The 18,138-nt window shown below is 63.8% G+C and carries 16 protein-coding genes; 9 read left to right on the forward strand and 7 right to left on the reverse strand.

The genetic code is table 11. The annotated features are described in order from the left end of the window. Nucleotides 1-79: 79 nt before the first annotated feature. On the forward strand, nt 80-907 hold the full coding sequence (locus tag QM685_RS03340; protein WP_415112703.1) for an IclR family transcriptional regulator: 828 nt from the start codon (nt 80-82) through the stop codon (nt 905-907). Between the two features lie 4 nt (nt 908-911). On the opposite strand, the gene dapA is transcribed toward QM685_RS03340, so the two are convergent. The 5 genes from dapA to QM685_RS03365 all read right to left on the reverse strand — a co-directional run bounded on the left by dapA (nt 912) and on the right by QM685_RS03365 (nt 7,405). Next, nucleotides 912-1,817 (reverse strand): 4-hydroxy-tetrahydrodipicolinate synthase, encoded by a 906-nt coding sequence (gene dapA / locus QM685_RS03345; protein WP_415112705.1) that lies wholly within the window; start codon nt 1,815-1,817, stop codon nt 912-914. Between the two features lie 26 nt (nt 1,818-1,843). Then, nucleotides 1,844-3,529 (reverse strand): ABC transporter permease subunit, encoded by a 1,686-nt coding sequence (locus QM685_RS03350; RefSeq protein WP_415113100.1) that lies wholly within the window; start codon nt 3,527-3,529, stop codon nt 1,844-1,846. Between the two features lie 129 nt (nt 3,530-3,658). Beyond that, nucleotides 3,659-4,756: an ABC transporter ATP-binding protein gene (locus QM685_RS03355; protein ID WP_415112707.1), complete on the reverse strand. Its 1,098-nt coding sequence runs from the start codon at nt 4,754-4,756 to the stop codon at nt 3,659-3,661. Nucleotides 4,757-4,803: 47 nt separating this feature from the next. Further along, the gene (locus tag QM685_RS03360) at nt 4,804-5,901 is read right to left on the reverse strand and encodes an ABC transporter substrate-binding protein (RefSeq protein WP_415112709.1); all 1,098 of its coding nucleotides are present in this window, start codon (nt 5,899-5,901) and stop codon (nt 4,804-4,806) included. Nucleotides 5,902-5,977: 76 nt separating this feature from the next. After that, entirely contained in the window at nt 5,978-7,405 is a 1,428-nt protein-coding gene (locus QM685_RS03365) for an FAD-binding oxidoreductase (RefSeq protein ID WP_415112711.1), read from the reverse strand. 546 nt (nt 7,406-7,951) lie between these two features. On the opposite strand from QM685_RS03365, the gene QM685_RS03370 reads away from it, so the two are divergent. From QM685_RS03370 to QM685_RS03380, 3 genes are all read left to right on the forward strand, one after another. Next, complete coding sequence (locus QM685_RS03370; RefSeq protein ID WP_415112713.1) at nt 7,952-8,845, forward strand: polysaccharide deacetylase family protein; 894 nt, start codon at nt 7,952-7,954, stop codon at nt 8,843-8,845. Between the two features lie 12 nt (nt 8,846-8,857). Then, on the forward strand, nt 8,858-10,264 hold the full coding sequence (locus QM685_RS03375; protein WP_415112715.1) for an amidohydrolase family protein: 1,407 nt from the start codon (nt 8,858-8,860) through the stop codon (nt 10,262-10,264). A gap of 85 nt (nt 10,265-10,349) precedes the next feature. Beyond that, nucleotides 10,350-11,171, forward strand: a complete 822-nt coding sequence (locus QM685_RS03380; protein WP_415112717.1) for an ABC transporter substrate-binding protein — start codon at nt 10,350-10,352, stop codon at nt 11,169-11,171. A gap of 72 nt (nt 11,172-11,243) precedes the next feature. Here QM685_RS03380 and QM685_RS03385 read toward each other — a convergent pair whose 3' ends face one another. Beyond that, nucleotides 11,244-12,170, reverse strand: coding sequence for a LysR substrate-binding domain-containing protein (locus tag QM685_RS03385; protein ID WP_415112719.1), 927 nt, complete (start codon nt 12,168-12,170; stop codon nt 11,244-11,246). Between the two features lie 156 nt (nt 12,171-12,326). On the opposite strand from QM685_RS03385, the gene QM685_RS03390 reads away from it, so the two are divergent. From QM685_RS03390 to QM685_RS03410, 5 genes are all read left to right on the forward strand, one after another. Further along, nucleotides 12,327-12,992, forward strand: coding sequence for an aspartate/glutamate racemase family protein (locus QM685_RS03390; protein ID WP_415112721.1), 666 nt, complete (start codon nt 12,327-12,329; stop codon nt 12,990-12,992). Beyond that, nucleotides 12,989-13,741, forward strand: coding sequence for an aspartate/glutamate racemase family protein (locus QM685_RS03395; RefSeq protein ID WP_415112723.1), 753 nt, complete (start codon nt 12,989-12,991; stop codon nt 13,739-13,741). Before QM685_RS03390 ends, QM685_RS03395 begins: the two co-directional genes overlap by 4 nt. Continuing rightward, nucleotides 13,738-15,243 carry a dihydropyrimidinase gene (hydA, locus tag QM685_RS03400; protein WP_415112725.1) on the forward strand — a complete coding sequence of 502 codons (1,506 nt, stop codon included), beginning with the start codon at nt 13,738-13,740 and terminating at the stop codon, nt 15,241-15,243. Before QM685_RS03395 ends, hydA begins: the two co-directional genes overlap by 4 nt. A 38-nt stretch (nt 15,244-15,281) precedes the next feature. Further along, nucleotides 15,282-16,217 (forward strand): N-carbamoyl-D-amino-acid hydrolase, encoded by a 936-nt coding sequence (locus QM685_RS03405; protein WP_415112727.1) that lies wholly within the window; start codon nt 15,282-15,284, stop codon nt 16,215-16,217. 66 nt (nt 16,218-16,283) lie between these two features. Next, nucleotides 16,284-17,120, forward strand: coding sequence for an ABC transporter substrate-binding protein (locus QM685_RS03410; protein WP_415112729.1), 837 nt, complete (start codon nt 16,284-16,286; stop codon nt 17,118-17,120). Between the two features lie 31 nt (nt 17,121-17,151). On the opposite strand, the gene QM685_RS03415 is transcribed toward QM685_RS03410, so the two are convergent. Continuing rightward, a complete protein-coding gene (locus QM685_RS03415; RefSeq protein WP_415112731.1) occupies nt 17,152-18,030 on the reverse strand; it encodes a LysR substrate-binding domain-containing protein in 879 nt (292 codons plus the stop codon). Between the last annotated feature and the right edge of the window lie 108 nt (nt 18,031-18,138).

An 18,138-nucleotide genomic window follows, 5' to 3' on the forward strand; every position in this document is an offset into this window, starting at 1 on the left:
CAATTCGATTGCATTACAATTGAGATAACCGTCATTCGATCTCATTCAATCTCAATCTATTTTCAGCCAGGTCACCGCCATGTCAGAACGCGCAACCAAAACGTCCAGGACACCACGCGACCCAGCCAATGCACGTTCGTCGCTTTTCGTCGGCTCGACCGAGAAAGCCTTTCAGGTGCTGCATGCGTTCGACGGTCCGAACCGGCATATGACGCTTGTCGATATCGCGCGCGCGTCGGGCCTCGACCGCAGCGCGACGCAGCGCCTGGTGCATACGCTCGAAACGCTCGGCTATCTGTACCGGGTGCCCGACTCCCGTAACTACGGCCTCACCACCAAGGTGCTGCAGTTCTCGTACAACTACGTACGCGCCAACGAACTCATCGACAAGGCGTCGCCATATCTGCTCGACATCAGCCGGAGGCTCGGCGAAACCACTAATCTGCTGGAGCTCGACGGCCACGAAATCGTGTTCGTCGCGCGCTTTCCCGGTCAGCACCTGGTGAACATCGATATCGTGGTCGGCGCGCGATTGCCGGCCATGTTCACCGCGGCGGGCATTGCGATTCTGTCGCGGTTGTCCGAAGAGCGCGTGCGCGAAATCCTTTCGCAAACGCGCCTCGATCCGCTCACGCACTACACCGAAACCGATCCTGACAAGCTGCTGGAGCGCGTGCGCAAGGTGGCGCGGCGCGGCTACGCGCTGATCGAAAACGAAACCGTGCTCGGCGATATCTCGGTTGCCGCACCCGTGACGGATTACGGCGGGATGGGCGTCGCGGCGATCAATATTTCGGTGCCGACCTCCCGCTGGTCATACGAAAGGGTGGAAGCCGAACTCGCGCAACATGTCCAGGTTGCCGCGACTTCGATTTCGAAGTCGCGGCTCACCGGTTATCCGCGCTGATCCATCAAAGACGGCGCTCGAACACGTCGAGCTGTTTCGCGAGCTCGGCACGCAGGCTCGCCGACAATTCGGGCGCCGCCTGCACGAGCGGCGCGAGCATGGCGGGCGCATGCACGCCGATCAGATCCATCACCGACTTCATCGGCCCCGGGTTGGTCTCGGCGAACGCCATGCTCATCAACGGAATCAGCGAACGGTGCAGCGCCAGTGCCTCCTGGGTCTTGCCCTCGCTGGCGAGCTGGTAGATCTTGCGCCACGCGGCCGGCAGGAGGCTGGCTGTGACCACGATGCCGCCGCGCGCTCCGGCCGCGACATGGAGCGGAAACAGCGTGTCCTCGCCGCTCAGCACCGAGAACGATGGATCGACGCCGGCGATGGTGCGCAGGAAGTGCCACATGTCGGTGTTGCATGCCTTCATGCCGATGATTCGCTCGTGCGTGGACAATTCGTGCAGCACTTCAGGGGTAATCGCGATGCGCGTGCGATACGGAATCTCATAGATCAGGATCGGCAGCGGCGATTCATCGGCGTAACGCATGAAGTAATCGCGAATGCCGGCCTGGGTCGGATTCGTGTAGTAGGGCGTCAGGACCAGCAAACCATCCGCGCCCGCGGCGGCGAACTCCTTACCCGCCTGCAACGCATCGTGATAGCCGGGATCGAGTACGCCGGGGATGACCGGCACGCTGCCGGCCGTTTCCCCGACCGCGATTTCGGCCATGCGGATGCGTTCGGCGCGCGCCAGTGCGCCGTATTCGCCGGTGCCGCCGAGCGGCACGATGCCGTCCACGCCCTGTTTGAGCAGATAGCGCATCAGCGCGCGCGCGGCGTCCACGTTGATCGTGTCGTCCGCATTGACGGGGGTGGGAATGGCCGGCAGGACACCGCGCAATTGTTGTGCTGAAAGCATAAAGAGTCTCTATAAGTGATGTGACGTCAGGAAGCGAGGCTGCGTCGGCGCAGACGATCCGCAACCCAGATAAGCGCGGCGATGAAGACGAACAGGCAGGTCGATACCGCGGCGATGACCGGCGAGATCTGCATCGTGATTTCGTCCCAGAACTGCTTGGGCAAGGTCGTGCTCACGCCGCCCGAGGTGAAAAGGGCAATCGTCAGTTCGTCGAACGACGTGGCGAACGCGAACAGGAACGAAGACAACAGCCCCGCGCCCAGGATGGGGAAGGTGACGCGGCGCAGCGTGGCCCACGGGCGGGCGCCCATGCTCTGGGCGGCGAGGTCGAGGCGCGTGTCGTAGTTGCGCAGCACGGCCATCATCGTGATGACCACGTAGGGCACGGCCACGGTAGTGTGAGCAAGTACCAGTCCGAACGACGAACCCACCAGACCGATCTTCGCGAAGAAATAGAAGATACCGACCGCGATGATCATGCGCGGCACGACGATCGGCGAGAGCACGAACGCCAGCATGGCTGCCTTGCCGCGCATGCCGCCGCGTACCAGCAGGAATGCGGCGGGCGTGCCGATCAGCATGGAAAGTATGCCGGTGCCGAGGCCGACCAGCATCGAGCGCGTGATGGCCTCCATCCACAGCGGCGAATCGACGATCTGCCGATACCACTGCAGCGAAAAGCCATGCGGCGGCCACGCAAGCCCGGACCCCGCATCGAACGACAGCGGAATCATCAGGAACGCCGGCGCGCTCAGGAACACGAGCAGCAGAAACACGATGACGCGCAGGCTCAGGCTTTCGCCGTTGCCGGACAGGGCCCGCTTGCGGCGCCTGGGCAGCACGCCGAGCAGCGCATCCGTCGCGACGCCGAGCGCGGTGAGGATCGCGTCACCCAGTTTGCGGCTCCAGCCACCACCGGCGCGCGAAGCCTTGGCCGCGCTACTTTCGCCAGCCATCGTGGAGAGGCCCACCATGCGGTCGTAAATCAGGAACACGATCAGCACGACACCCAGCAGCAGGACCGAGATCGCGCCGGCAAAGCCCCAGTTCAGCGCCTGCATCACCTGGTCGATGATCAGTTGCGTGATCATCGTCTGATGGCGGCCGCCGAGCAGCGTCGGCGTAATGAAGAAGCCTATTGCCGTGACGAACACCATCAATGCGCCGGCCGCCACGCCGGGCAACGACAGCGGAAAGTACACCTTCCAGAACACCGTGCCGGGACGCGCGCCGAGCGTGGCCGCCGCGCTGGGCAGGCGGCGGTCGATGTTTTCCATCACCGACAGCATGGTGAGCACCGCGAGCGGCATCAGCGCATGCACCATGCCGACGATCACACTGGAGAAGTGGTAAAGCAGGCTCAACGGTTCGTCGATGATGCCGAGTTTGAGCAGCAGTTGGTTGAAGACGCCGTTACGCCCGAGCAGCACGACCCACGCAAACGTGCGCACGAGAAAGCTGGTCCAGAACGACAGCAGCACCCAGAACAGCAGCCGGTTCTTGCGCTTGCGCGTGAGCGACGAAATCAGATACGCGATCGGGTAACCGGTCAGTACCGAGAAGAAAGTGGTCCACAACGACACCTTCAGCGTGATCAGCAGCACGTCGACATAGACGGGCGACGCGAACAGCCGCTTGTATTCGATCAGCGTGAAGCCGCTGTCGTTATGCACGCTCAGCAACAGCAACTGGCCCACCGGATAGACCAGCATCACGAGAAGCAGCACGACGAGCGGCGCGCCCTTCGATCCGGGACTCAACCATGCACGCCACGCGGAGCGCCGCGGGGCGGGGGGTGGTACGGGGGTGGGCTGCGCGCTCAGAACGGAATGATTCATCACTTACCCCGCGATGGCGACGGCGTCGGTGGCAAGCCACGACAGGGCGAGCGTTTGCCCAACTTCGTACTGGCGGCCGAAACGGTCGGTGGGGAAGGCGGCCACGAGCGGCGCGGCGTCGGCGGCGTGGGGCTGAAGATAGAGCTTCGTCATGCTGCCGGTGACCATGATGTCGGTGAGCCGGGCCGCCAGCGTGCCCGCGCCGTCTGCGTCCGCGTTCGCGCCGTCGTGAACCCGCACGTTCTGCGGGCGCAGCATCAGCTTGACCGGCTTGCCGTTGCCGATCATCGGGTCGTAGGCCATCGCCTCGCCCTTCGCGACGCCTTGCAGGCTGATCTGTACCTGATCGCCGGCACGGCCCGTCACGACCGCGTCGAGCAGATTCGATTCGCCGAGAAAGTCCGCGACGAACACACTGTTGGGCCGGAAATACAGATCGGCCGGCGTGCCGAGTTGGGCGATCGAACCCGCGTTCATCAGGCAGATGCGGTCCGACATCGTCATGGCCTCTTCCTGATCGTGCGTCACGTAGACGATCGTGGTACCGAGTTCGCGATGGATCCGCTTGATTTCGAGCTGCATGTGATCGCGCAGTTTCTTGTCGAGCGCGCCGAGCGGTTCGTCCATCAGAATGATCGAAGGGCGGTACACCATGCAGCGCGCGAGCGCGATCCGTTGCTGCTGGCCGCCGGACAGCTCGCGTGGATAGCGTTGCGCCACGTGCGGCAGATGCACCATCTCCAGCGCCTGCATCACCTTGTCATGCGTGGCCTTCGCGTCGGTCTTGCGCATCTGCAGCGGAAACGCAATGTTCTGCGCGACCGTCATGTGCGGAAAGAGTGCGTAGTTCTGGAACACCATGCCGATGTCGCGTTCATACGGTGCGCCGTACGTGACGTCGACGCCGTTGATGCGGATCTGACCGCTATCGGGCTGGGCAAGACCCGCGATCAGACTGAGCAGCGTCGTCTTGCCCGAGCCGCTGGGTCCCAGCAAGGTCAGGAATTCGCCTTCGGCGACATCGAGACTGGTCGGCGCGAGCGCAACGAAATCGCCGTAGCGCTTGCACAGTCCCGCGATTTGAAGATTCGAAGCAGACATGGCATCGGCATCCGTGAAAAGTGTGGTTAAAAATCAGCGGATCATGCTTATGTCAGGATCCAGCGGTTGAACCGTTCGAGCGCGACGCTCTGATTTGCCTGCCAGTATTTGGCGTCGATATGCAGCCCGTTTTTCATGTTCGCCGGAAACGTCGGACAGTTTTGAGCGATCGCCGGCTTGATGAAGTTGAACGCTTCCGGTTGCGTGACGCCGGCCGGAAAGTATTCGACCAGTGCGGCCTGACGCTTCGGATCCGCGGCAAACTTGATGAATTCGCGGCAGGCGTTGGCGTTCGGCGTGCCTTTGAGGATCGACCAGTTATCGACACCCCAGATGTTCTGGTTCCAGACGATGCTGACCGGTGCGCCATTGGCGATTGCCGATTGCGCGCGTGACACCCACGTGCTGATCATGTCCACTTCGCCGGAGCCTAACATCTGTTCGACCTGCGCGCCGGTGGTCCACCACACGTCGACGTGCTTCGCAATCTTGCTCAGGCTTGCGAAGCCGCGGTCGAGATTGCAGGGATATACCTGCGAGGTCGGCACTCCGTCGGCCATCAATGCCTGTTCGATGGTGTCGAACGGATATTTGCGCAGTCCGCGGCGCCCCGGGAAATCCTTGAAGTTCCACATGTCCGCCCAGGAGGCCGGTGCTTTGCGTCCCTTGAACGCATCGGTCCGATAGGCGAGCACGGTGGTATAGATGTTGGTGCCCACACCGTATGGCGACATGTATTGCTGCGGAATCTTCGAGATCAGCGGATCAGACTCCAGCCCGTGCTTTTCCAGGTACTCCTTGCCCCCGCTGGTCAGCAGCAGAATCGCCGGCTGGCTGATCTTCGCCATGTCCCACGTGTAGCTGCCGGTATCGACCATGCTCTTGATCATCGCGGTCGGCTCCGCATTGGCCTGCACGCCGACGACTTCGATCCCGGTCTTTTCCGTGAACGGGCGATAGAACACCGCGCCATAGGCCTTGGTGTAAATGCCGCCGTCGTCGCGGATGACGATCCGTTTGCCGGCCGCGCGCGACGGCGTCCAGACAAACGGAAACGCAGTCGCCGCGGCGCCTGCCAAAGCCGTCTTGATGACCGCGCGGCGGCCGGGTTGTTGAAGCTGATCGCGTGTGGGCTGCTTTTTCATGACGGCTCCAGGAGAAGAGAGAGGCAAAGGTTCAGGCCGCGTGAGCGGTGTAATAAGGAACGACCGGATTGTGGCGTCAGGGCAGCAACCGCCCTGGATTGAATAGCTGGTGTGGATCAAGCGCCTGTTTCACGGCACGCATCAACGTGAGTTCGACGGCGGATTTGTAATGCGCCATTTCCGTCAGGCCGGTTTGCCCGACGCCGTGCTCGGCGCTGAATGTGCCGCCCAGTTCGTGGGCAACATCGTTGACGCACCGGCGCATTGCGGCGGCCATGCCGGCGGGATCGGCGAGTTCACGCCAGGCGTCGAAGGTGAAGAAGGGAATGAAGTGCGCGTTGCCGTCGCCGAGATGGGCGACCACCAGAATGTCGAGTCCGGCGACGAGCGCGTGGACCGCGCGTGTCGCCTGATCGATGAAGGCAGGTACGGCCGATACCGGCACGGCGCAATCGGTCGTCAACCCGACGCCGCCTTTCTTGTTCGCTTCGGACACGCTATGGCGGATTTCCCAGAGGGCCGCGCGCTGCGTATCGTTGCTGGCGAGCACCGCGTCGAGGACGAGGCCGGCTTCGACGGCCTCTTCGAGTGTCTGCTGCAGCAATTCGCCCATTTCGTCGCCGCCGTTCGTGTCCGCGAGTTCGACCAGCACATGCCAGTCGTGCAACTCGCCGAGCGGGTTGCGCCGCCCGGGCACATGCTCGATCACGAGTTCGAGTTGACGGCGGTTGATCATCTCGAACGCACTGAGCCGCGAACCGCAGGCGCCCTGAAACATGCCGAGCATGCGCAGCGCGGCGGCGGGGTCGACGGGCGCGAGCCACGCGACGGCGTGATGTGTCGGCAGCGGATGCAGCTTCAGCGTGGCAGCAGTGATGATGCCGAGCGTGCCTTCCGTGCCGATGAACAGATGCTTCAGATCGAGCCCCGTGTTGTCTTTGCGCAGGGCGCGCAGACCGTTCCACACGGTACCGTCGGCGAGTACGACTTCGAGACCGAGCACGTTGTCGCGCGTATTGCCATAGCGCAGTACGCCGGTGCCGCCGGCATTCGTCGACAGATTCCCGCCGATCTGGCACGAACCTTCGGCGCCGAGACTCACCGGGTACAGCCGGTTGTGCTCGGCGGCGGCATCCTGAACGGTCTTCAGCACACAACCGGCTTCGACTTCCATTGAACCGTTGGCCGCGTCGATGTGCCGGATGCGCCGCATCCGCGACAGATTGACGATAACCGGTGCGACGCCTTCGCTGGCCGGGACGGCGCCGCCGCACAAGCTGGTATTGCCGCCTTGCGGCACTACCGGCACGCCGTACTTCGCGCACACGCGTACGACGGCCGCCACCTGGGTCGTGTTCGAGGGCAGCACGACGCAGGCGGCAGGTCCCTTGTAGCGCCCACGCCAGTCCTCGATGAAGCCCGCCAGATCGGCTTCCGCGGTCAGCACCGCATCCGCGGCCAGTTCGGTTTGCAGCGCTGCGATCAGGGGCGAGACGTCGTTCATTTGCAGTTCCTCGAGGACCACGCAGGCTTCGACGCGAAATGGCGAAAGCAGCGGATTGAGAAAAAGCATAGAAGCAAAAAAATCGCATTGAAATGTATTTAATCGTATTGCGATTAAAGTAAGTGTTTTTCCTGGAATTGCTTACGCGAAGCAGGCATTTGAACTTGGCTAAAAGCGGACATTACTAAATAGCCGTCACATCAAAATTGGTGATAAAAAACCTTATGTCAAATTAAGAAGCAGCTGCCCATCGAACATTTATTTACCCATTCACTGGCTTCACCACCCGGCCCCCCGAGTTGAGAAAAATTTCCGAACGCCGGAATTTAATTCTCACGGCTGAGTTACCTCGGCTTGTCTACGATCGATGTGACTAGCGCAGAGATCCGCTCAACGCATGCGCGAAGGTCCATACACGAAGGCTATAGACGAGCAATTTTGTTCTATTACCGAGCTGGCTCGGCCCATTGCTATCGTCGAGTGAATCGCTCGCGACCCGATCATTTTTCCGGCATCCGCCTGCCGCCCTCAGTGGAGATGAAGTCGATGAACCCTACCCCGCTTCACCCGGCCAACCTCGCGCCCCCCGCACCGGTCTACCCGTGGCCCGATGGTCCTGGCAGCAGGTGCCAGAGCGCTCTCTTCCTCGCGGTCGACGTCGACGCCGAAGCGGCATGGACTGCCAAGGATCCGAAAAACTTCGAGCGCCTCGTCACGATGTCCTACGGTGGTTATGAAGCGCGGGTCGGCGTGCCGAAGATGCTGGAGCTGTTCCGTGAACTGGGCGTCAAGGCGACCTTCTTCACGGCGGGCTGGGCAGTCGACGCGCATCCCGCCATGGTCGAAGCCATCCTGCGCGATGGCCATGAGATCGCCCATCACGGCTTCGAGCATCTGATGCCCGATCCGGGCGACCCGCGCATCATCGATGAGATCGACCGTGGCCTCGACACGCTCAAACGCCGTCTGGGCGTGGTACCGCGCGGCTATCGCGCGCCTTTCGGCGAGAGCTGCGAGCAGCTTCGCGTCCTTCTGAAGGAGCGAGGCTTCCTCTATTCGAGTTCGTGGCGAGACGACGTGCGACCGTATCGTCACGTGCTCGCCGACGGTTCGCCCGGGATCATCGAGCTGCCCGTGACGATGACATTCGACGACTGGATGTACGGGCTCACGCATCGGTTCAGTCCGCGCTCGCTGTTCCCGCGCGAGCACGTGCTGTCGATATGGAACGACGAAGTGGAAGAAACGCGCGCATGGGGTGGCCTCGTCACGACCGTGCTGCATCCGCAAGTCAGCGGCCGGGCGATGCGGCTGAAGATTCTGCGCGAGTTCCTGCAGCGGGTGCAGGCATACGGCGACATCTGGATCGCAACGGGCGAGCAGATCGCGCGGCACTTCGCTACGTGCGAGGCTTCCGACCCGACGCGCAACGTCCGCTGACGCCACGACTTCATGGACCTGCTCATCACCGACACCGTCGCATTGACCTGCGACGACGCACGAAGCGTGCGCGATCACGTTTCGATCGCGATCGTGGGAAACCGGATCGCCGCAATCGGGCCGACCGATACGCTCGCCGCGGCGTATCCGCATCTGGCCCGCTTCGACGGCCGGGGCCTCGCCGTTCTGCCCGGTTTCGTCAATGCGCACACGCACACGGTGCTGATGGCATTGCGCGGCACGGTCGAAGACTGGCCCGGCGACTCGATCTACCGCTACATGACGCCCATCTCGTATGCGATGACGCCGGACGAGCGCGCCGTCATCGCGCAACTCGGCTGTGTCGAGGCGATCCGCAGCGGGACCACGACGCTCGTCGATCCGTTCCGCCACGTGGCCGGCTATGTCGATGCGATGGCCGCAACCGGCTTGCGGCTCTGGGTATCCGAAGCGTGCGCCGATATCGACACGCGCCGTATCCGGCACGGTGACTATACGGTCGCCCCTGCATTCGGCGAGGCCTTTTTCGAACGCGCGGAGGCATTGATCGAGCGCTATCACGGCGCTTATGGCGATCGCGTGCGCTGCCAGGTTGCCGCGCACGCTCCTGACAACTGCTCTCCCGCGATGCTGCACCGGCTTCGCGCGCTGGCGGCGAAGCATCGGCTCACGCGCACGATCCACCTGTCGCAGAGCCCGCTGGAAGCGGCATCGGTCAAGGAACGCTACGGCCTCACGTCCGCCGCCTTGCTCGATCGCGAAGGCTTTCTCGGCGATGACCTGATCGCGGCCCACTGGACCTTCTGCACGCGCGACGACATCGCCTTGCTGGCCCGGCGCGGAGTGCAGATGGCCCACACGCCGGCCAGCATTTCCCGGCGCGGAATGCATAAGGCACTGCTTGGACCGATCCGCGACGCGGGCGTGAGCGTTGCGTTCGGCACGGACAACATGAGCGAAGACATGTTCCAGGCGATGGCGTTCGGTTCGATTGCGTGGCGCACGGGCCGCGGGCGAGACGGCGGAATCGGGCGCGAAGGCGGTGTCGATCCCTCGCCGCAGGACATCCTCGACGCCGCCACGCGTGCCGGCGCGCGCTCCGTGGGCGCGCTTGCCGAAATCGGCAGTCTTGCTGCCGGCAAGAAAGCCGACCTGACCTTCATCGATCTGAACACCACGGCCATGCGGCCGTTGATCCGCCTGACTTCAAACGTCGTTCACTACGGACACCCGGGCATCGTTCATTCGGTGATGGTCGACGGAGCATTCGTGATGCGCGATCGCCGCGTGCTGAGCGTCGATGAGCCCGCGCTGCTGGCCGAGGCCGAAGCCGTCACGCGCCGGGTGTGGCAGCGCATGTTCGCGCAAAACCCAGACATCGTGAAGCCTGAGTCTGAACTGCCGTGGCTGGACGCGTAAAGCCCGAGCCAGCCATACACGGCGTCATCTTCCATCAACCCCAAGCACCTACGTGCCGAATGTCCGCAAGGAGACCATCAAGATCATGCAGCGCATTCGTTCGATTCATCGCCCGTTCCTCGTCGCGGCTCTCACGCTCGGCGCGCTGTCATTCTCCGCCCACGCGGCCGAATCGCTGAAGGCCGGCATTTACCCAAGTTATCCTCCGCTCGATATGCGCGATCCGGCGACGAACGAACTCACCGGTTTCGACGTCGAACTGGGCAAGGCCTTGTCCACGAAGCTCGGCCGTCCAGTGGACTGGGTCGAAACGAATTTCGCGGAATTGATCGCCGCGACGACGACGGGACGCATCGAGATCTTCTTCAACGGCATGGACGACACGCCTGCGCGCCAGCAGCAGATTGCTTTCGTCGACTATCTGCGTTCCGGCTCGCAGTTCCTCACGATGGCATCGAGCAACATCACGACGCCAAAGGCGGTGTGCGGCAAAAAAGTCGGCATCAGCCGGCTCACCAACGATCCCGCCGTGTTTGCGCGCTGGAACGCCGCGACCTGCGAAAAAGCCGGCCTCCCGGCGGCGGTCTATATGCCCGCCGAGAACAGTGTCGATGCCCGCAGCCAGATGAAGCAAGGGCGCACCGACGTCGTGATGATGGACAGCCTGACCATTCCCTACATCATTCAACAGAACCAGGGAGCATTCAAAACGGTCGGGGAACCGGTTGAATTCCAGCCGATGGGAATCGGTGTCGCGAAAGGCGACAAGGCATTGCAGCTGCAAGTGGCCGACGCGATGCAGAAGCTGATCGACGATGGCTCGTATGCCCGCCTGCTCGACAAGTGGGGCCTGTCGGCCAGCAGCGCGATTCCAAAGGTCACGATCAATAACGCGCCGCTCCGATAGCGCTATCTCATCTCGCCGCCGGGGACAACCCTGTTCGCTGGCACCGGTGCCCGCGCTACCGCTCATTGCGTGCTACCGCTGCGGGTACGCCTCTTCGAAGACTGCCCGCAAAACCTTCAGAAAGCCGTGCGCGGGGTGCGAGAGCGGCTCCGAACGCGCGTACAGCGCGTGCACGCTGAGCATCCTCGGCGGCTCGACGGGCTTGACGTCGATGCTGTCGTGCAGCGTTCCGTCGATACAGAACGGATCGACGAGCGCGATGCCGACGCCCTCGCGCACCAGCTGGCAGGCCGTCAGGGCCGACCGCACCTCGACGATCGGCGCCGGCCGCCGCATCCCGCCGAACGCGGCACCGACGATCTGGCCGAGCGGTGTCTCGTGCCCGTAGTCGATCCACCGCTCGTCCTTCAATTCGTCCAGCGTCACGCTCGAGCGCTTGCCGAGGCGACCGCGCGGCGCCACGCACATCAGCGGCACGCGGCTCAGCGGTTCCACTTCGAGATTCGGATGCGTAACGTCGAACATCGACACGCCCAGATAGTTCTTGCCGAACAGCACGCGCGGGATCAGGTTGTTGTGCGTGAGCGGCTCGAAATGGATAGGCAGCGCGGGATACTGCCGGTTGAAGCGCGCGATCGCGTGCGGCATCAGATGGACGCCGAGGCTCGGGCTGCAGACGATGTTCAGCTTGCCGCTGCGCCCCTCGATCAGAGCCTGCACGAGTTCGTCGACGCGCTGCACACCCGCATACGCGGATTCCACTTCCTCGAAAATGCGCCTTGCCTCCGGTGTTGGATGAAGGCGCCCACGCGAGCGTTCGAACAGCGGGAAGCCGAGCCGGTCTTCCGTGACCTGCAGCACGCGGGTCACCGAGGGCTGCGCGACGAACAGCAACCGCGCGGCCTCGCTGATCGAGCCGGCAATCATGATCGCGCGAAATACTTCGATCTGCCGGAGGCTCATCGCGAGCCGGCGTTGTGGAGCGTTGTCGAATTCCATGGCGGTGGCGTGTCCGAACGAGAGCCGCAGCATAGCGCGGCAAAAGCGTCCCGGGCAAACCATGCAGCGACGCTATGGGTAAGTAATTTTGAACTATTTCCCGCCGCGAGAACGGCGGGCTATGGTTGGCGGAACGTACTTCATCGCGGTTTGCTCATGTCCGCCATCATCCATGTCATCAATCCGAACTCGCTGCGCGACGTGACCGCGGCAATCGATCGCGCAGTCCGCGCGTACGCGTTGCCGGAACGCTGCCGCTTCGAGTGCGTGACGCTCGACGCCGGACCGCCCGGCATCGCCACACAGCGGGACTCGGATCGTGCCGCACCCCTCGTCGCCGACTTCGTGGCCGCTCATGCGCGCGAGGCCGACGGTTACATCATCGCGTGTTTCAGCGATCCAGGACTATTCGCGGCGCGCGAACTCACCCGGCACCCCGTCCTCGGCATCGGCGAGACCAGCGTTCGCGCGGCCGCGGCGCTCGGTCGACGCGTCGGCGTAATCGCGGCCAGCGCAAGCGGCATGGAGCGGCATTGGCGGCACTACCGGATGCTCGGCGTCGCGGAGTGCATCGTGGGCGAGCGGGCGATCGAGCTTCCGGTGCACGAGACCGGCGACGCGGCGCGTGCGCTGGAGCGGCTCATCGATACCGGGAGAGCGCTGCGCGACATCGACGGCGCGGATGTCGTCGTGCTCGGTTGCGCCGGCATGGCCGACCTGCGCGAGGCCGTCGAGTCGGTGCTGGGGATTCCGGTCGTCGAGCCGTGCGGCGGCGCCGCCGCGGCGATGATCGCGACGCTCGCCGCCGGGAGCGGCACATGACGACGGCTCCGACACTGCCGCGCCTCGGCGTGCTGGGCGGCATGGGTCCGCTCGCCACCGTCGACTTCATGCGCAAGCTGATCCTCGGTACACCGGGTACGCGCGACCAGGACCATTTGCCCGTCATCGCGTACAGCGTCCCGCAGATCCCGGACCGCAGCGAGGCATTCCTGAACGGTTCGGACGCACCCTGGCCGTACCTGCTGGAAGGACTGCGCACCCTCGAACACGCAGGCGCGCAAGCGATCGCGATTCCGTGCAATACGGCCCATGTGTGGCACGCACGGCTCGCGATGCAATCGAGCACGACCATCCTGCACATCGGCAGGAGCGCGTGCGGCCAGATTGCGGCGAGACTGCCGCGCGGCAGCCGCGTCGGCGTGCTCGCCACCAGCGCGACGCTCGCCGCGCGTATCTACCATGACGAACTCGAAGCCGCCGGCATGACCGTGGTCGAGCCCGATGCAGCCACCCAGCGCGAAGCCGTGATGCGCGGCATCCGGGCCGTCAAGGCGGGCGAACTCGCCCACGGCGCCGCGCTGTTGCTCGACGCCGCGCGGTCTCTTGAACGTGCCGGCGTCGCCGCGCTGCTGCTCGCCTGTACGGAGATTCCGCTGGCGCTTGCCGGCGCGCCGCTCGCGGTGCCCACGATCGATCCGACCGCCGCGCTCGCACACGCGTGCATTGCCTGGTGGCAACGCGCATGCGCGGCGGGCTCCTCCCCCAACCTTTCGCGATCCCCGACATGACAGCCTTCGACCTCACGATACGTGGCGGCACCGTCGCCACCGACCAGTCCGTGTTTCGCGCGGACATCGGCATCATCGGCGAGCGGATCGCGGCGGTGGAACCCGCGTTGCCGGCGGGTCTGCGGGACCTCGATGCGAGCGGCCGGCTGGTGCTGCCGGGCGGTATCGACACGCATTGCCACGTCGAGCAACGCTCCGGCATGGGCATGATGGGCGCCGACGACTGGTATTCGGCCAGCGTGTCGGCGGCATTCGGCGGTACGACGATGATCGTGCCGTTCGCCGCGCAACATCGCGGCACGTCGCTCAGACAGGCCGCGCACGACTACGCGGCGCTCGCCGCGGCGAAATCGGTGATCGACTACAGCTACCACCTGATCGTGTCGGAGACCGATCCGACCACGCTCCACGAGGATCTCGTCGAACTGATCCGCTCCGGCATCACGTCGTTCAAGGTCTACATGACCTACGACGCGCTGAAGATCGACGACGCCCAGCTCCTCGACGTGTTCGCGCTCGCGACCCGCGAACGCGCGCTCGTCATGGTGCACGCGGAAAACAACGACGTCATCCGCTGGGTCTCGCAGCGGCTGCTCGAACGTGGCCATACCGCGCCGAAGTTTCACGGCACGAGCCATGTCGCGCTGGCGGAAGCCGAGGCCACGCATCGCGTGATCCGGTTGTCGACGCTGTTCGACGCGCCGATCCTGATCGTTCACGTATCGGCGTCCGACGCGCTCGCGACGATCGAAGCGGCACGGCGCATCGGCACCCAGGTGTATGGCGAAACGTGCCCGCACTATCTGCTGCTCACCGCCGATGCGATGGATCAGCCCGGCATGGAAGGCGCCAAGTATTGCTGCAGCCCGCCCCTGCGCGACGCCGCCGCCCAGGAGGCGCTGTGGCGCGCATTGAAGGACGGCGTCCTGCAGGTCGTCTCGTCCGACCACGCGCCCTATCGCTTCGATCGCAGCGGCAAGCTGCCTTATGGCGACGAGACGACCTTCAAGCAGATGGCGAACGGCATGCCCGGTCTCGAAGCAAGGTTGCCGCTGCTGTTTTCAGAAGGGGTCGTCAAAGGACGCCTGACGCTGCCGGAATTCGTTGCGCTTTCATCGACGAATCATGCGCGGATGTATGGCATTCATCCGCGCAAGGGCAACCTGTCGGCCGGTGCCGACGCGGACATCGCGATCTGGAATCCGGACCGGCAGGTCACGCTGACGGCGCACGCGCTGCACGACCGCACCGGCTACACGCCATACGAAGGCACGCGCGTCACCGGCTGGCCCGACACCGTCGTTTCGGCCGGACGCGTGATCGTCGAACACGGTGTGCTCGATGCCGCGCCGGGCAGCGGACGCTTCATCCCGCGGACGGCGCCGCTGCCGTTCACGACGTCCCGCCAGCCGTCGGAACAGGCCCGCTTTTACCGTTCGCTGGCACTCGGCCAGCAGGCGGGCGGCGGCGATTTCGGCGCCGCATATGGCAACGCCATCTGAAACCTTTTCACTTCACCCGATCCGACAAGAGGTAGGTTATGAGTCAATCCCGCAAGCTGGGGATCGCCGTCGCGCAGATGGGCCCCGTGCACCTCGCCGACGACCGCAAGTCCGTCGTGAACCGGCTGCTCGACATGTTGCGTGAAGCGAAGGAGCGCCGCGCGAACCTCGTCGTGTTTCCGGAGCTCGCTCTCACGACCTTCTTTCCGCGCTACTGGATGAGCGAGAAGGAAGCCGCCGAGCGGTTCTTCGAAACAGCGATGCCCAATCCCACCGTGCAGCCGTTGTTCGACGCCGCCCGCCAATATGAAATCGGCTTCTATCTCGGCTACGCGGAACTCACTCGCGAAGGCCAGCGCTTCAATACGTCGATTCTCGTGGACTCTCACGGCGAGATCGTCCGCAAGTACCGCAAGATTCATCTTCCCGGACACGCCGACCACAAGCCCGACGCTCCATTCCAGCATCTGGAGAAGAAGTACTTCGGGGTGGGCGATCTGGGCTTTCCGGTGACACGAACGATGGGCGCCAACATCGGCATGTGCATCTGCAACGACCGGCGCTGGCCCGAAACATGGCGCGCGATGTCGCTGCAGAGCGCCGAGATCGGTGTGGTCGGGTACAACACGCCGTCATGGAACATTCACTGGAACGAGCCGCCGCATCTGCGGATGCACACGCATCTCGTCACGCTGCAAGCCAGCGCGTATCAGAACGCGATGTGGATCGCAGCCGCCGCGAAGTGCGGGTCCGAAGACGGCTTTCACATGATCGGCGGCTCGGTCATCGTCGCGCCCTCGGGCGAGATCGCCGCGCAGTCGTCGACCGAGGAAGACGAGGTGATTTTCGTCAATGCCGACCTCGCGCTCGGCGACACCTTTCGCGAACACGTCTTCAATTTCGCGAAGCATCGTCGCCCCGAACACTACCGGTTGCTGGTCGAACGGACCGGGGCGGGCGAACCGCTGCCGTAACGGGCGCCGGACGATGACCATGCCCGCAGGCGCCGCGCTTTCGTGTGATTTCCCTGGAGTGCCGACATGAACGTCTTTCGATGTGGTTTGCCCGGAACGGGCGCGCTGCTCGCCTTATGCGCCGCCCTGCTGTTCAACGCGTCTGCCCACGCGCAAACGCCGGTACCGGCGACGCTACGCATCGCCATCGTTCCCGACTACCCGCCGCTCGAATTCAAGGACCCGGCGACCAATGAACTGACCGGTTTCGACCACGACCTCGGCGTTGAACTCGCGAAACGGCTGGGCGCAACCCCCACGTGGCAGGAAACCAGCTTCGACCAGATGATCAGCGCGCTGGAGACGAATCGGGTCGACCTGATCCTGTCCGCGATGACCGACCTGCCCGAGCGCCGCGAGCACGTCACGTTCGTCGACTACATGAAAAGCGGCCCGCAGTTTTACGTCCAGAAGGTTCGTGCGAAGGAGTTCGGCTCGCTGCTCGCGCTCTGCGGCAAACAGGTCGGCGCGAACCGGCGCTCGGCGTGGCCCGACGACGTCGCCGCATGGAGCAGCGCCAACTGCGTCCACGCGAATCTCCCGGCCGTCGTCGTGATCGGCACCAACGGGTCGGCCGACGCCCGGCTGCAGCTTCGGCAAGGCCGGCTCGATGCGGCCGTTCAGGGCGGCGAGACGCTGGACTACCTGAATGACAAGGACGACCATGCGTATCAGACACTGGGCACGCCGATTCACTGGCGCTACAACGGGATCGGCATCGCGAAGGACAACCCGGCGTTGACGAAGCGAGTGTCCGATGCGCTGACCCAGATGCTCGCGGACGGAACCTATGCGCGTCTGCTCGCGCACTGGAACCTTCAGCCGTTCGGGATCGCGAAGGTCGGCATCAATGGAAAGGAATGAGCGAACGCCCGTCGCTCGATACTCGCGCTAGTTAGTGAAGCGTCGAATCGAGCCAGTTCATGAAGGCGACGACGAGCGGCGCATGCATGAGTTCCGGGCGCAGCACCAGATAGTACGCATGGCGCGCCGGCACGACGGTTCTGAACGGGCAGATCAGTGTGCCGTCGGCGAGGTCTTCGCGCACCGAGAAGCTATCGCCGAGCGCCACGCCCTGGCCGTGGATCGCCGCCTCGATGCAGATATGCGCATTGCCGATTTCGAGAATCCGCAGCCCGTCGAGCTTGTCGCATGACGCCTGCGCGAGCCATCGCATCCAGGAGCCCGAATGTTCGCAGAACAGCGTCTTGCCCTGCAGATCCTCGACCCGCCGGATCGCGTCCGGGCCGTTCATCAACGCCGGGCTCACGACGGGAAACAACGTGGGGTGCGTGATGAGCGTCACCTTGCGATCGCGCCAACGCCCTTCGCCGTAGCGCACACAGAGATCGACGTCCGGCGAATAGACTTCGCGGTCGTCGTTGGATGGGACGATCGTCAGATTGACACGCGGATATTGTTCGAGGAAATCGCCGATATGCCGCGCCATCCAGCGCGACGTGAACAGCAGTGGTGTCGACACGACCAGATCGCCCGCCATGGTCGGCAGGTCGAGCTTCTGAACCGCGTTCGCAATCGAGTCGAATGCGCCTTTGACGGGTTCGAGCAGCGCTTCCCCCGCCTGGGTCAGTTTCAGCCGCGCCTTCGTTCGAACGAAAAGCGGCCTGCCGAGCGTGCCTTCCAGAATCCGTATCTGATGACTGACCGCGCTCGCGGTGACGTTCAGTTCATCGGCGGCGCCCGCTACCGTTCCTCGCCGAGCCGCCGCCTCGAAGGCGCGAAGTGGGTTCAGCGGGGGTAATCGGCTTCTCATGGAGGCTTCAGATGCTGAGAAAAATTTGATTTAAGCGGAATTTATTTCTCTGCGCAAGAAGAAAAGCACCTCTCTATAGTGAATCCAATCCCAACACCTTTGAGGTTG

The sequence above is a fragment of the Paraburkholderia sp. genome (assembly GCF_047605525.1).
Taxonomy (GTDB): Bacteria; Pseudomonadota; Gammaproteobacteria; order Burkholderiales; family Burkholderiaceae; genus Paraburkholderia.

What these genes read in the sequence shown, in the direction of transcription:
- QM685_RS03340 (WP_415112703.1), top strand. Translation starts at nt 80, where the DNA reads ATGTCAGAACGCGCAACCAAAACGTCCAGGACACCACGCGACCCAGCC.
- dapA (WP_415112705.1), bottom strand. Translation starts at nt 1,817, where the DNA reads ATGCTTTCAGCACAACAATTGCGCGGTGTCCTGCCGGCCATTCCCACC.
- QM685_RS03350 (WP_415113100.1), bottom strand. Translation starts at nt 3,529, where the DNA reads ATGCTGGTCTATCCGGTGGGCCAGTTGCTGTTGCTGAGCGTGCATAAC.
- QM685_RS03355 (WP_415112707.1), bottom strand. Translation starts at nt 4,756, where the DNA reads ATGTCTGCTTCGAATCTTCAAATCGCGGGACTGTGCAAGCGCTACGGC.
- QM685_RS03360 (WP_415112709.1), bottom strand. Translation starts at nt 5,901, where the DNA reads ATGAAAAAGCAGCCCACACGCGATCAGCTTCAACAACCCGGCCGCCGC.
- QM685_RS03365 (WP_415112711.1), bottom strand. Translation starts at nt 7,405, where the DNA reads ATGAACGACGTCTCGCCCCTGATCGCAGCGCTGCAAACCGAACTGGCC.
- QM685_RS03370 (WP_415112713.1), top strand. Translation starts at nt 7,952, where the DNA reads ATGAACCCTACCCCGCTTCACCCGGCCAACCTCGCGCCCCCCGCACCG.
- QM685_RS03375 (WP_415112715.1), top strand. Translation starts at nt 8,858, where the DNA reads ATGGACCTGCTCATCACCGACACCGTCGCATTGACCTGCGACGACGCA.
- QM685_RS03380 (WP_415112717.1), top strand. Translation starts at nt 10,350, where the DNA reads ATGCAGCGCATTCGTTCGATTCATCGCCCGTTCCTCGTCGCGGCTCTC.
- QM685_RS03385 (WP_415112719.1), bottom strand. Translation starts at nt 12,170, where the DNA reads ATGGAATTCGACAACGCTCCACAACGCCGGCTCGCGATGAGCCTCCGG.
- QM685_RS03390 (WP_415112721.1), top strand. Translation starts at nt 12,327, where the DNA reads ATGTCCGCCATCATCCATGTCATCAATCCGAACTCGCTGCGCGACGTG.
- QM685_RS03395 (WP_415112723.1), top strand. Translation starts at nt 12,989, where the DNA reads ATGACGACGGCTCCGACACTGCCGCGCCTCGGCGTGCTGGGCGGCATG.
- hydA (WP_415112725.1), top strand. Translation starts at nt 13,738, where the DNA reads ATGACAGCCTTCGACCTCACGATACGTGGCGGCACCGTCGCCACCGAC.
- QM685_RS03405 (WP_415112727.1), top strand. Translation starts at nt 15,282, where the DNA reads ATGAGTCAATCCCGCAAGCTGGGGATCGCCGTCGCGCAGATGGGCCCC.
- QM685_RS03410 (WP_415112729.1), top strand. Translation starts at nt 16,284, where the DNA reads ATGAACGTCTTTCGATGTGGTTTGCCCGGAACGGGCGCGCTGCTCGCC.
- QM685_RS03415 (WP_415112731.1), bottom strand. Translation starts at nt 18,030, where the DNA reads ATGAGAAGCCGATTACCCCCGCTGAACCCACTTCGCGCCTTCGAGGCG.